13 protein-coding genes are annotated in these 13,192 nt (G+C 58.4%); 12 read left to right on the top strand and 1 reads right to left on the bottom strand.

All coding sequences use genetic code 11. The annotated features are described in order from the left end of the window. The 11 genes from J7413_RS17735 to J7413_RS17685 form a co-directional block, all read left to right on the top strand. Positions 1-378, top strand: a 378-nt coding sequence (locus J7413_RS17735) for an aldehyde dehydrogenase family protein (protein WP_209100662.1), incomplete at its 5' end; no start/stop codon positions are given. A 31-nt stretch (positions 379-409) separates the two neighbouring features. Next, positions 410-1,660: an ABC transporter substrate-binding protein gene (locus J7413_RS17730; RefSeq protein WP_209100660.1), complete on the top strand. Its 1,251-nt coding sequence runs from the start codon at positions 410-412 to the stop codon at positions 1,658-1,660. 87 nt (positions 1,661-1,747) lie between these two features. Beyond that, positions 1,748-2,641 carry a sugar ABC transporter permease gene (locus tag J7413_RS17725; protein WP_209061973.1) on the top strand — a complete coding sequence of 298 codons (894 nt, stop codon included), beginning with the start codon at positions 1,748-1,750 and terminating at the stop codon, positions 2,639-2,641. Then, positions 2,641-3,522 carry a carbohydrate ABC transporter permease gene (locus J7413_RS17720; protein ID WP_209100659.1) on the top strand — a complete coding sequence of 294 codons (882 nt, stop codon included), beginning with the start codon at positions 2,641-2,643 and terminating at the stop codon, positions 3,520-3,522. Before J7413_RS17725 ends, J7413_RS17720 begins: the two co-directional genes overlap by 1 nt. Positions 3,523-3,528: 6 nt before the next feature. Next, positions 3,529-4,641, top strand: a complete 1,113-nt coding sequence (ugpC, locus tag J7413_RS17715) for a sn-glycerol-3-phosphate ABC transporter ATP-binding protein UgpC (protein WP_209100657.1) — start codon at positions 3,529-3,531, stop codon at positions 4,639-4,641. A gap of 11 nt (positions 4,642-4,652) precedes the next feature. Next, entirely contained in the window at positions 4,653-5,402 is a 750-nt protein-coding gene (locus J7413_RS17710) for a 3-ketoacyl-ACP reductase (protein WP_348538774.1), read from the top strand. A gap of 9 nt (positions 5,403-5,411) precedes the next feature. Further along, positions 5,412-7,004: a GMC family oxidoreductase N-terminal domain-containing protein gene (locus J7413_RS17705; RefSeq protein WP_209100653.1), complete on the top strand. Its 1,593-nt coding sequence runs from the start codon at positions 5,412-5,414 to the stop codon at positions 7,002-7,004. Further along, positions 7,001-7,309 (top strand): Dabb family protein, encoded by a 309-nt coding sequence (locus J7413_RS17700; RefSeq protein WP_209100651.1) that lies wholly within the window; start codon positions 7,001-7,003, stop codon positions 7,307-7,309. The genes J7413_RS17705 and J7413_RS17700 overlap by 4 nt, the downstream gene beginning before the upstream one ends. 24 nt (positions 7,310-7,333) lie before the next feature. Further along, entirely contained in the window at positions 7,334-8,494 is a 1,161-nt protein-coding gene (locus J7413_RS17695; protein ID WP_209100648.1) for a dihydrodipicolinate synthase family protein, read from the top strand. A gap of 12 nt (positions 8,495-8,506) precedes the next feature. Beyond that, a complete protein-coding gene (locus tag J7413_RS17690) occupies positions 8,507-9,514 on the top strand; it encodes a LacI family DNA-binding transcriptional regulator (RefSeq protein WP_209100646.1) in 1,008 nt (335 codons plus the stop codon). A 3-nt stretch (positions 9,515-9,517) separates the two neighbouring features. Next, the gene (locus tag J7413_RS17685; protein WP_348538775.1) at positions 9,518-10,765 is read left to right on the top strand and encodes a glycerate kinase; all 1,248 of its coding nucleotides are present in this window, start codon (positions 9,518-9,520) and stop codon (positions 10,763-10,765) included. 39 nt (positions 10,766-10,804) lie between these two features. Here the strand turns inward: J7413_RS17685 and J7413_RS17680 are convergent, their stop codons facing one another. Beyond that, positions 10,805-12,160 carry a hypothetical protein gene (locus tag J7413_RS17680; protein WP_209100642.1) on the bottom strand — a complete coding sequence of 452 codons (1,356 nt, stop codon included), beginning with the start codon at positions 12,158-12,160 and terminating at the stop codon, positions 10,805-10,807. A gap of 338 nt (positions 12,161-12,498) precedes the next feature. On the opposite strand from J7413_RS17680, the gene J7413_RS17675 reads away from it, so the two are divergent. Beyond that, positions 12,499-13,185: a D-lyxose/D-mannose family sugar isomerase gene (locus tag J7413_RS17675; RefSeq protein WP_209100640.1), complete on the top strand. Its 687-nt coding sequence runs from the start codon at positions 12,499-12,501 to the stop codon at positions 13,183-13,185. Positions 13,186-13,192: the final 7 nt, after the last annotated feature.

Genomic DNA, 13,192 nt, shown 5'->3' with positions numbered 1-13,192 from the left:
GTTTTAATTGATGTGAGCGCTCACATGGGGGCTGCACAAGACGAAATTTTTGGTCCAGTGTTGTCGGTGATGACATTTGACTCGCTGGAGGAGGCGGTCACATTGGCCAATAGCACGGATTACGGGCTGTCTGCGGGCGTATGGAGCGACAGTGTCCATAACTGTCTGGAATTTAGCCGCCGCGCCGAAGCCGGTACGGTTTGGACCAACACGTGGATGGATGGCTTTCCTGAGGTCGCCTTTGGCGGGGCAAAGCAATCCGGCCAGGGCAGAGAAATCGGGCGCTATGGCTTTGAGGAATTTTTGGAGGTGAAATCGGTTGTGATGCGGATCGGGAATACCCGGGCGCGTTGGGTGACCGACACAAACGAGGAATAACGAAAGAAACTTCGCAGATTGGGAGGATAACATGCGAATTTTTACAAAAACTAAGGCTGCTGTTGTGGGCGCATTGCTGGCCAGCACCAGCATGGTGCAGGCTGCAGACGTTGAGGTGCTGCACTGGTGGACCTCTGGTGGCGAAGCGGCGGCGCTGAACGTTCTGAAACAGGATCTGGAAGGCCAGAGTGTTGGCTGGCAGGACATGCCTGTTGCGGGTGGCGGTGGTGAGCAGGCGATGACCGTGCTGCGCGCCCGTGTGACCGCAGGCAATCCGCCAACCGCCGTACAAGCGCTGGGCTTTGATATTCTGGACTGGGCCAATCAGGGCGCGCTGGCAAACCTGAATGATGTGGCTGCCAAAGAAGGCTGGGACGAGGTTGTTCCTGACGCCCTGAAGGCATTTGCAAAAGCGGATGGCAAATGGGTTTCCGCACCTGTGAACGTGCATTCCACCAACTGGGTCTGGGCGAACAAAGCTGTGCTTGATGCCAATGGCATCGCTCAGCCGACCACATGGGATGAGTTTGTCTCTGCTGTGGAAGCTCTGAAAGCGGCGGGTGTCACACCAATCGCGCATGGCGGACAAGCCTGGCAGGATGCCACCGTGTTTGACGCGGTTGCGATGGGCGCATTGGGCCCGGATGGCTACAAAGCGGCCTTCATTGATCTGGACAGCGAGACGCTGGGCAGCGACGCCATGAAGACTGCGTTTGATCGCATGGCTTTCATCCGCGACAACGTGGATGACAACTTCTCCGGTCGTGACTGGAACCTCGCAACCGCGATGGTGATCAACGGCGAGGCAGGCTTCCAGATGATGGGAGACTGGGCGAAGGGCGAATTCCTGAACGCAGGCAAAGTGCCAGGCGAAGACTTCCTGTGCTTCCGTTTCCCGGGCACGGCGGAGCAGGTGACCTTTAACGCTGACCAGTTCATGATGTTTGATCAGGGTGGTGACGTCTCCACCGAGCAGGCGGCACTTGCGAGTGCGATCCTGTCGCCCAGCTTCCAGTCTGCGTTCAACGTGGTGAAGGGTTCTGTGCCAGCGCGTACGGATGTGTCTGATGCGGATTTTGACGCTTGCGGCAAGCAGGGCATGAAAGACCTCGCGGCGGCAGCCAGCAGCGGCAATCTGTTTGGCTCCATGGCGCATGGTCACGCGGCCCCGGCCTCTGTCAAAAACGCGGTTTATGACGTGGTGACAGCGCATTTCAACGGCGAGTACGACAGTGAAACTGCCGTGCAAGAGCTGGTGGATGCGGTGGATATCGCGAAGTAATCCATAGGGTTACCTCCCCTGGCGGGGCTGCCAATTCAGGCCCCGCCGTCTTTCTCAGACTTTTTCTTTCCCAATGGAGGTCGCGTCATGGCGCAGACTGCTGAGGCGGATTTCAAAACCCGTCTACAGAATTGGATTCCCAAATTGGTGCTGTCACCCTCGCTGGCGGTGATCCTTGTGTTTGTCTATGGGTTCATTCTGTTTTCCGTCTATCTTTCTTTTACGGACAGTCGCCTGTTGCCGTCGTATGGCTGGGTTGGCTGGGAGAACTACTCCAAGCTCTGGCGCCTGAGCCATTGGGAGATTTCGCTGACAAACATGGGCATATTTGCCCTGCTGTACATCACGCTTTGCACGGCAATTGGCCTTGGGTTGGCGATCTTTCTGGATCAGAAGATTCGGGGCGAGGGCCTGTTGCGGCCGCTCTACCTTTATCCGATGGCGTTGAGCTTTATCGTGACGGGGACCGCCTGGAAGTGGTTCCTTGATCCGGGGATTGGGCTTGAGAATGTCATGCACACCTGGGGCTGGGAAAGCTTCAAGTTTGACTGGATCAAGAACCGGGACTTCGCGATTTACACCGTGGTTTTGGCCGCTGTCTGGCAAACCTCTGGATTTGTGATGGCGATGTTTCTGGCGGGCTTGCGCGGGATCGACAATGAGATCCTGAAAGCCGCGCAGATGGACGGTGCGAGCAATTGGAACCTCTATCGCCGGATCATCATCCCGCAGCTGCGGCCTGCGTTTCTGTCAGCCTTTGTGATCCTGAGCCACCTTGCGATCAAGACCTTCGATCTGGTGATTGCGCTGACAGGTGGTGGACCGGGGCGGGCCACTGAGCTGCCTGCGACCTTCATGTATTCCTATACGTTTACGCGCAACCAAATGGGGATTGGTGCGGCATCCGCCACCATCATGCTGATGGCGATTGCCTCGATCATGATCCCCTATCTCTACTCTGAACTGCGGGAGAAACGGTGATGTCTGTTGCGACCCAAGACACAGCGATCCGCACGGGGCGTTTCACGCGCACGCTGATTTACGTGGTGCTGATCCTGTTTGCGCTGTTCTACCTGCTGCCGCTTTACGTGATGCTGGTGAACTCGGTGAAACCGCTGGATGAGATCACTGGCGGCGGCATGATGAGCCTGCCTGATGCCTTCACGCTTGAGCCGTGGAAGCAGGCCTGGGCGAGCGCGCAGATTGGTGTGGAGCCTACGGGCCTGAAGCCATACTTCTGGAATTCCATCAAAATGGTCGTGCCTGCGGTGACAATTTCCACCGTGCTTGGCGCGCTCAATGGCTATGTGCTGACCAAATGGCGCTTCAAAGGGGACACGATCCTCTTTGGCCTGATGCTCTTTGCCTGTTTCATTCCGTTTCAGATCGTTCTGATCCCAATGGCGCGGATGCTGGGGCTGATGGGGCTTGCTGGATCGACCTATGGTCTGTCCTTTGTCCACATCGTTTTTGGCATCGGTTTCACCACGCTTTACTTCCGCAATTATTACGCGGTGTTCCCAACCGAGCTGATCCGTGCGGCGCAGATTGATGGGGCAGGGTTCTTTCAGATCTTCTGGCGCATTCTGTTGCCAAGCTCTGGACCCATCGCGGTGGTGAGCGTGATCTGGCAGTTCACCAACATCTGGAATGACTTCCTGTTTGGAGCCTCTTTTGCGGATGCCAGCAGTCAGCCGATGACCGTGGCGCTCAACAACCTCGTGCAATCGAGCACGGGTGTCAAAGAATACAACGTGCATTTTGCCGGGGCGATCCTGGCGGCGATGCCCACTCTCTTCGTTTACATCGTGGCCGGACGGTACTTCGTGCGTGGCCTGATGGCGGGCTCAGTTAAAGGATAAGACGTTATGGGCTTTCTCGACATTGATAAGGCAACCAAATCGTATGGCGCGGTCGAAGTGCTGCATAATGTGGACATCTCGGTGGAAGAGGGCGAATTCCTTGTGCTGGTTGGCCCTTCAGGCTGCGGCAAATCCACATTGCTCAATATGATTGCAGGATTGGAGGACATCACCGGCGGAGAGATCCGCATCAAAGACCGGGTGATGAACGGGGTGCATCCGTCCAATCGCAATATCGCGATGGTGTTTCAGAGCTATGCGCTCTATCCAAATATGACTGTGGGACAGAACATCACCTTCGGTCTGGAAATGCACGGTGTGCCAAAGCCTGAGCGAGAAAAGGCGATGCACGATGTGGCCAAGCTCTTGCAGATAGAGCAGTTGCTTGATCGCAAGCCGGGGGCGCTTTCCGGTGGTCAGCGGCAGCGGGTTGCCATGGGGCGTGCGCTAGTTCGGGACCCGGATGTGTTCCTGTTTGATGAGCCGCTTTCCAATCTTGACGCAAAATTGCGCGTGGATATGCGTACGGAAATCAAGAAGCTGCACCAGAAGCTTGGCACGACGATTGTCTATGTGACCCACGATCAGATCGAGGCGCTGACGCTGTCGACAAGGATTGCGGTGATGAATGGCGGCTATGTTCAGCAACTCGGTACGCCGCAAGAGATCTATGACAACCCCGCCAATATCTTTGTGGCAACCTTCATGGGGTCGCCCGCGATGAATGTTCTTCCGGCAAAGGTGGTGATGCAGGGTGGTCGCCCGGCTGCAGAAGTTGCGCTGTCAGATGGGGGGCAGGCGGTGCTGCCTTTCAGTCAGGACAATCTGGCGACCTATGAGGGGCGGGAGATCTTGCTCGGCATTCGGCCAGAAACCATCACGGACCCTGACAGCGCCGATCGCAAATCCAGCAACATTGCTGAGCTGTCCAACCGCATCGATGTGACCGAACCGGCGGGCTCTGACACCTTTGTGTCGATGCAGCTTGGCGGGCGCGATGTGATTTCGCGCATGCGCTCTGACGTGCCTGTGGCGGCGGGGCAGCAGTTCACCTTTGCGGTCAATATGGAGAAGGCCGTGGCCTTCGACCCGGACACAGAGATGCGGATTGCCCCCTGATGGAAGCAGGTGTGGCTCTGATCACGGGCGGGCAGCAAGGCATCGGGTTGGGCATTGCCAAGGCGCTTCAGGAGGCGGGCTTTCAGATTGCCATTGCCTCCTTGCCAGAGGCGGGCGCGCCAGAGGTTGCAGCGGGTCTGGCAGCGCTTGGCGGCGCGGCGCTCTATATCCACCACGATGTGAGCGATCTTGCTGCGATCCCGGCCCTATTTGATCAGGTGGAGGCGGCGCTGGGGCCGGTCACAACATTTGTGAACAACGCAGGGGTGGGCGCGCCCGTGCGCGGTGACCTGCTCCATCTGAAACCTGAGAACTGGGATTTTGTCCAGAACATCAACCTGCGCGGAGCCTTCTTTCTGGCGCAAGAAGCGGCGCGGCGCATGGTGACGATGGACGGGGCGAGTTATCGATCCATCAGTTTTGTGACTTCAGTGAGTGCCGAAATGGCTTCGCCAGAACGCGGGGAGTACTGCGTCTCCAAGGCCGGGGCGTCGATGGTGGCAAAGCTCTTTGCTGCGCGACTGGCCATCGAAAACATCGGTGTTTTTGAGCTGCGTCCGGGCGTGATTGCGACGGATATGACAGCGGCTGTGAAGGGCAAATACGACGCGCGGATTGCGGATGGGTTGATCCCGGCTGCGCGATGGGGACAGCCCGGCGATATTGGGCAAGCGGTGGTGCCGCTGGCGTTGGGACAGATGGCCTATTGTAGCGGATCGGTGATTGCCGTGGATGGCGGCCTGTCGATTGCGCGGCTGTGAGGAATAGAGATGAAGACGGATTTTGATTTCATCGTTGTTGGCGGTGGCTCTGCCGGGTCGGTGATTGCGGCGCGGCTGAGCGAAGTGGCGGATGTGTCTGTCTTGCTGCTTGAGGCAGGGGGCACGGATCGGCATCCGTTTTTCCATCTGCCAGCCGGCTTTGCCAAGATGACCAAAGGCATTGGCAGCTGGGGCTGGACAACTGTGCCGCAGAAGCACATGAAAAATAAGGTGTTTCCTTACACGCAAGCCAAGGTGATCGGCGGCGGCTCTGCGATCAATGCGCAGATTTACACCCGCGGCGCGGCGCAGGATTATGACGATTGGCGCCAAATGGGTTGTGAAGGCTGGGGCTATGAAGATGTGCTGCCTTATTTCCGCAAGTCCGAGGATAACGACACGCACAACAACCAATTTCACGGACAGGGCGGGCCGCTGGGTGTGAGCCAGCCCGCCGCCCCATTGCCGATCTGTGATGCGTTTATCGCGGCAGGGGGAGAACTTGGCATTCCTGCAGCTGGTGACATGAATGGCGAGACGCAGGATGGGGTTGGATACTATCAGCTGACCCAGCGCAATGCGCGGCGCTCTTCGGCGGCGATGGCGTTTCTGGCACCCAATCGCAATCGCGCTAATTTGACGGTTCAGACGGGTGCTCAGGTGCGCCGTCTGACAGTTGAGAGCGGGCGCGTGACCGGTGTGGAACTGATGGACGGCACCAAGCTGCATGCAGCGCGCGAGGTTGTGCTGTCCTCTGGCGCGATTGGATCCCCACGCCTGCTTCAGCTTTCTGGTATTGGGCCAGCGGACGACCTCTCAGCCTTGGGCATTGAGGTGATGCTGGATCAGCCAAATGTGGGGGCCAACCTGCAGGACCATCTGGATCTCTACGCGATTTGTGAGGTCAGCGGGCCGCACACCTATGATCGCTTTGCCAAGCTGCATATGTCGGCCATCGCTGGGCTGCAGTATCTGTTTGCGCGCAAAGGGCCTGTGGCGAGCAGTCTCTTTGAAACCGGCGGTTTTTGGTATGCAGATGAAGGCGCGCGGTCACCAGACATTCAGATGCATCTTGGCCTTGGCACAGGGATTGAGGCGGGCGTGGCGGCGATGCCCAATGGCGGCGTGACCTTGAACGCATGCTTCTTACGACCCCGCTCGCGCGGTTCAGTCAGGCTGCAAAGCGCAGATCCGAGCAAAGCGCCATTGATTGACCCAAACTATCTGGCCGATCCCTATGACCGGGAAATGTCGCTTCGAGGGTTGCAACTGGTGCGGGACATTCTCGCGCAGGACGCACTCAAGCCCTACATACTGGCAGAGCGTTTGCCGGGGCCGAACGTGCGCACTGAGCAGGAGGCGTTTGACTTCATCTGCCAGCATTCCAAAACCAGCCACCATTGTGCAGGGACCTGCCGCATGGGGCCGGATGACGCGGCGGTGGTCGACATTCGCTTACGATTTAACGGGCTTGAAGGGCTGCGCGTGGCGGATGCCTCCATCATGCCAACCGTCAATTCATCAAACACCAATGCACCATCCATCATGATCGGCGAAAAGGCCGCCGACATGATCAAAGAAGATCAAGGGCTTACAAAATGATCAAACATATCGTTCTCACCCGGTTTCGCGCAGATGTGTCTGAGGAGACCATCGCAGAAATCTATGCCGGTTTGGCCAGCGTCACAGGGCGGCTCGCAGGGGCATCTGGGTTTCATGGTGGGCGGTCAACAAGCCCGGAGAAGATTGAGCGCGGCTATATGCACGGCTTCACCATTGATTTTGAGAGTTTTGACGCCCTTGCCGCTTATTCGGAGGATGCAGAGCACAAGCGTTGGGGCGCGGAGATCGTGGCGCATGCTGAAGGCGGGCTCGATGGTGTCCTGGTTTTGGATGTGGAAGCCTGAGCCGATGGTCGGAGGAGTGATTTCATGCTGAAGCTGCCGACACAGGACGGGCGTATCGAGGACTATCGTCTGCAAGGCACACCGCTTGTGCCGCGCGCACCGCGAGTCGACCTGACCCGCACGGCATTTGCCGCAGCGCATGTGGTGTCTGATCCACTTGCTGAGCGAGATCCCTGGACAGGTCGCCCGGCGGTGGATTGGGACACGACTCTGGCGTTTCGTCAGGGCCTTTGGGATCAGGGGCTTGGTCTCGCGGAGGCGATGGATACGGCGCAGCGCGGCATGGGCGTGGATTGGGCCACAGCGCGGGAGCTGATTGAGCGCACCATGGTTGCGGCCAAGGCGCATCCGCAAAATCCCCGCGTGGCCTGTGGCGCCGGGACCGATCATTGCGCGCTGTCTGAGCTGACCTCTGCCGATGCGATCATCGCAGCCTATGAGCATCAGGCCGAGGTGATTGAAGCAGCGGGTGGGCAGTTGATCCTGATGGCGACACGCGCGCTGCCTGCGATTGGGGCGGACAAAGAGGTCTATCGCACGGTGTATCGTCGGTTGATTGACGGGGCCGCGCAACCGGTGATCTTGCATTGGTTGGGCGATATGTTTGACCCGGCGCTGGCGGGATATTGGAGCTGTAAGAGCGTTCAAGAGGCGAGCGATTTTGTACTTGAGCTGATTGGCGAGAATCCGGGGCAGGTCGATGGCATTAAAATCTCTCTGCTCGATCAGGCCCATGAAGAGGCGTTCCGCGCGCGTTTGCCCGACGGGGTGCGGCTTTATACCGGGGATGATTTCAATTACGCGCCGCTGATTGAGGGGGATGGCAGTCACCATTCTCATGCGTTGCTGGGCATCTTTGCCGCCATCGCACCGGCGGCAAGTCAGGCGCTGGAAGCCTTGGCGCTGGGTGACACAGCACGCTATCACGCCCTGCTTGCGCCCACTGTGCCGCTGTCACGCGAGATTTTCCGCGCACCCACCCGGTTTTATAAGGCGGGCATCGCCTATCTGGCATGGTTGAACGGCGCGCAGCGCCATTTCATTATGCCGGGCGGGTTTCAGGCGAGCCGCGACATAACCCACTATGCAGAGGTGTTTCGTTTGGCAGACACAGCTGGTTTGCTGACCCAACCAGAGCTGGCAGAAACACGTATGAAAGCCTTGCTTTCCCTGCATGGTATCTGACACGTAGCGGCCATGGAACGCAGACCAACAATCAAAGATGTGGCCCGCGAGGCTGGGGTGTCTAAATCCACCGTCAGCCTCGTGTTGCAGGGCAGCGCTTTGGTAAAAGCGGAAACGCGTGACCATGTGCAGAAAGTGATGGCTGAGATCGGTTATGTCTATAACCGTGCGGCGGCCAAACTGCGCTCTGGGTCTACGGGGTTGATTGGGCTGGTCATCAATGATCTGCGCAACCCGTTTTTTTCAGAGCTTGCCGCATCCCTGCAACGCAGCCTCAGCCAACAGGATTATGCGGCGGTGGTGGCCAATACCGAAGAGGACCCGGCACAGCAGCAGAAAATGATCAAAGCGCTGATTGAGCACGGTGTGTCTGCCATTGTGATCTGTCCGGCATATGATGACAGCGGGCAGGCGCTCGAGCCAATTGCACGCGCTGGTCTGCCTGCGATACAGGTGTTCCGCCGGGTGGATGACAGGCTTGATCTGTTTCCTTTTGCGGCGCCGGATTATGCCGAAGGCGGTCGGCTTGCGACTGAGCATTTGTTGGCACAAGGCGCGCGCAAAATCGCTTTTGTGGGTGGGCTTGAAGGGCGGCCTGTGACGCAGGAGCGTGCGTCTGGGCACCTGAAGGTGATGGCTGAGCGCGGGCAAGAGCCTGTTGTGCTGGCAGGCGCATCAACGCGGCAGTTTGGGCGCGAACAGGCGCAGGTTTTGGCAAGCCAATATCCAGATGTGGATGGGGTTGTCTGTTTCAACGACTTGGTTGCGCTCGGGCTGGTTGCGGCATCAGCGGCGCAAGGGCGGGCCATTGGGTCCGAATTAAGGGTTGTTGGCGTCGATGACATCGAAGAATGTGCACATAGTGCGCCCCCGTTGAGTTCGGTGAGCTGCCGCATTCCTGAATTTGCCACCCATATCAGCGATACCTTGCTGGGGTGGCTCACCCAAGGCCCGGCGCCTGCGCCGGATGTGCGCCTGCCCGTGTCTTTGAAGGTGCGGGCCTCCAGTGGAGAAAGCTAAGTGATTGAGACCCCAAGTGACTTCCTGAGATCGTTGTTTGCCAAAGCCGTTGCCGTTGCGGACCCAATGGCGGCGCTGCCTGCAGCCTTGCCAGAGAAACCGGCGGGACGCGTGATTGTTGTGGGCGCTGGCAAAGCAAGCGCGCGCATGGCGGAGGCGCTGGAAGCGGCCTGGGGGCCATGCGAGGGTCTGGTGATCACGCGCTATGGTTATGAGCGGCCTTGCGCCGGTATTCGGATTGCCTCTGCCGCGCACCCTGTGCCGGATGCGGCGGGCGAGGCGGCCACGCTGGACATGCTGGATTTGATAGGGGGACTTGGCGCAGAGGACACGGTGATCTGCCTGATTTCCGGTGGGGCGTCCTCTTTGTTGACCGCGCCTGTGCCTGGCGTGACCTTGGACGAGTTGCAGCAGGTGAACGCTGATTTGCTGGCGTCGGGCGCGCCGATTTCGGCGATGAATGCCCTGCGCAAACACCTGTGTCAGGCCAAAGGCGGGCAGTTGGCGGCAGCGGCCTATCCTGCCAAAGTGGTGGCTTTCCTGATTTCGGACGTGCCGGGGGATGATCCGGGCATGATTGGCTCTGGCCCAACGGTTGGCGAGCCTTCCGATCTGGAGGCCGCATCGGTCGCGGTGGCACCCTTTGGCGTATCACTGCCTGCGCATGTTGAGGCCGCTGCGCGTGCGCATGGCGGCGTAGTCACGCCGGATGATGCGCGGCTGTCGACCACCGAAAATGTGCTCTTTGCCTCCCCGATGCAGTCACTGCTTGCGGCAAAGGCTGTTGCAGAAGATGCGGGATGCACGGTGGAGATTTTGGGCGATGCGTTGGAGGGCGAGGCGCGCGAGGTTGCTGCGACGCATGCGGCCTTGGCAAAAGAGCGTGCCGCGACGGCAAAGGGGCCTTTGCTTCTGTTGTCTGGCGGAGAACTTACAGTGACACGGCGCGGTGACGGCGTGGGGGGACCAAACGCGGAATATGCGCTGGCACTGGCAGAGGCGCTCAACGGGGCGGAGGGCATTCACGCGCTGGCATGTGACACCGATGGTGTGGACGGCGCGGCGGAAGTGGCTGGGGCGGTGATCTCGCCCGAAACGCTTGCGGAGGCTGCGGCGCGCGGCGTGGATGTGGCCGAGGCTTTGGCAATAAACGATGCGCACAGCTTTTTTGCCAAACTAGACGCGCAGGTCGTGCCCGGACCAACGCTGACCAACGTCAATGATTTCCGGGCAATTTTGATCAATCCCTGAGGGTGCGCGCCGCAAACTGGAACTGCGGCGCAACTTTGCTTAGGTCAGATAATCAAGCCATGGGCTTTGCTCGGCAATCATGTGATCGACCAGAGCCGGGATGCCTTTGGATTTGGTCACGATCGGATCCACGAGCAGTGCTTGAACCACCAGATCGCGACTGCCTTGCAAGATCGCTTCGGCGGTCATGTCGTGAATGCCGATCTGATTTGACAGAAGGCCGCGCACGCCTGCCGGAATATCGACGGCAATGCCATGCAGGCCTTGACTGTCAATATTGGCGGGCACTTCGACACAGATCCAGTCCGGCAGATTGGCGATGAAACCCTTGTTGGGAATATTAACGGCGGCCTCTTCATAGGTGGGGGCGCCAAGCAGTGCGTCCATGATCGGCACAACCCGCTCTTTCAACACTGGCTCGATCACAGGGTCGGTTTTGCCAAGGAAATTGCGGTAGTAGGTGTAGAAATCCAGAATGCCCTGATGATCAGAGCAGTCATGCGCCCACTGAATGTACTCGCCAAAGTGGCTGTCATAGGTGATGGGCAATGCGCCGAACTTTTCCAAGATCTCGGCAAAAAGCCAGCGATCCGACCATGGCCGCACCGTGTCGATCATGCTCAGGTCCACATCCATCCAACCTTCGGTTTCAATGGAGGCACCGGTTTTGCGCGAGGCTTGCAGGATTTCGGAATAGCCCGGCATCGCCGCGAAATAACTTTCTGCCTTGCTGCGCACATCGGGGTAAGCATCGCTGCCATCTTTGAGGTAGGTGCAGCGGGTCATGACCGAAAAGTGGTTCAGGCCGCCGGCGCGATAGGAAATCTCGTCGCGCGTAACGCCCAGTAGGGGGGCGAGATGGCGCTCCAATGACGCAATTTCATGGCACATGCCCACAAATTCGAGCTCAGGAAACTTGCGGTGCACGGTGGTGCAGATGCGGCTCATGGGGTTTGAATAGTTGAACACGGTTGCGTTCGGGCAGACATCCACAACCTGCTGGCAGATTTCAAGAATGGGCGGGATGATCCGCAGGCTGTGGAACAAGCCGCCCGGCCCGCCATTTTCACCGTAAACCTGCGGGATGCCGTATTGCTGCGGGATTTTCCAATCCATATCCCAGAGCGCAAAGCGATCGCCAACTTCAATCGAGATCACCACAAAACGGGCGCCGCTCAGGGCCGCAGGCAAATCTGTGGTTGCTGACAAGCTTTGTTTCAATCCATGAGCGGCGATGTAGTCTTCAGCCACTTTGAGCGTGCGCTGCGCTGCCGCGAGATTGATGTCATGCAGAATGATCTCCGCCTCTGTCAGGTTGGCGCTTTGAAAGATGTCGCCCAGCATCCCGGTTCCAAATTGCAGGCTGCCTGCGCCGACGAGAACAATCTTTGTCATGTGGCTCTCTCCTGTTGCGCGCCCTGATGGGCGAAAGCTGACAAGGTTTACTGAGGGATATCGTCGCCACCTGACCGCGCTGGGATCAAATGGGCAACGACACTGACCTGCACGCGTTTGGCACAGGTGGTACTGGTAACCTGCTGGGCGAAATGGGTTTCGGCAAGTGTGTTTTTGTGGGTTTGGAAACGAAACTTGTTTCGAGGCCTGCAGAAGCAAAACAGGCTGTTTCAGTTCAGCGTGTGTGCTGGCGGAAAAGGGTGGACTGTTAGCGCTAATATCGCTTTTATGACGCTGGCCTCACGTGGCATGCGCGGGCCCGGAGGAGAGACACACATATGAAACGCTCAACTATCAACGAAATCATGGCCTCGGCCGATGACATGATCCGGTCCTACGGGTTTAAGTTGCCCCCTTTTGCCTATTGGACGCCAGATGAATTTGTCGCGCACAAAGAGGCCGCCAGGGCGCTGGTCGATGCCCGTTGCGGGTGGGATATCACGGACTATGGCGCTGGCAATTTTGAGGAAATGGGGCTGTTCCTTTTCACGCTGCGTAATGGGCGGCTGGCGGATCTGCAGCGCGGCGGGGGTATGTGCTACGCAGAAAAGCTGTTGATTTCGCGGCAGGATCAGCTCTCGCCAATGCACACGCATGTCATCAAGGCTGAGGACATCATCAACCGCGGCGGCGCAACCATGGTGGTGGAGCTCTATGGCTCTGACGACGATGGAAATTTTGCCGAAGATCGCGGCGGGATGGTGATGTGTGATGGCATTGCGCGTCCGTTTGCGCCGGGTGAGAAGATCAAATTTGCACCGGGAGAAAGCCTGACACTGATGCCGGGAGACTGGCACGCGTTTTGGGGCGAAGGTGGTGATGTGCTGATCGGGGAAGTCTCGACCGTGAATGATGATGAGACCGACAATGTTTTTCGCGCGCCAATTGGGCGCTTTGCCGAGATTGATGAGGATGTTGGCCCCATGCACCTGTTGGTGAGTGACTATGCCAAGTGGCTTGGGTGAGGGCTGG

Origin of the sequence: Shimia sp. R10_1 (assembly GCF_017744095.1) — a bacterium.
Classification (GTDB): Bacteria; Pseudomonadota; Alphaproteobacteria; order Rhodobacterales; family Rhodobacteraceae; genus Shimia.
Note: the sequence above shows the minus strand (reverse complement) of the source record. Positions and strands in the feature narration are given on the sequence as shown.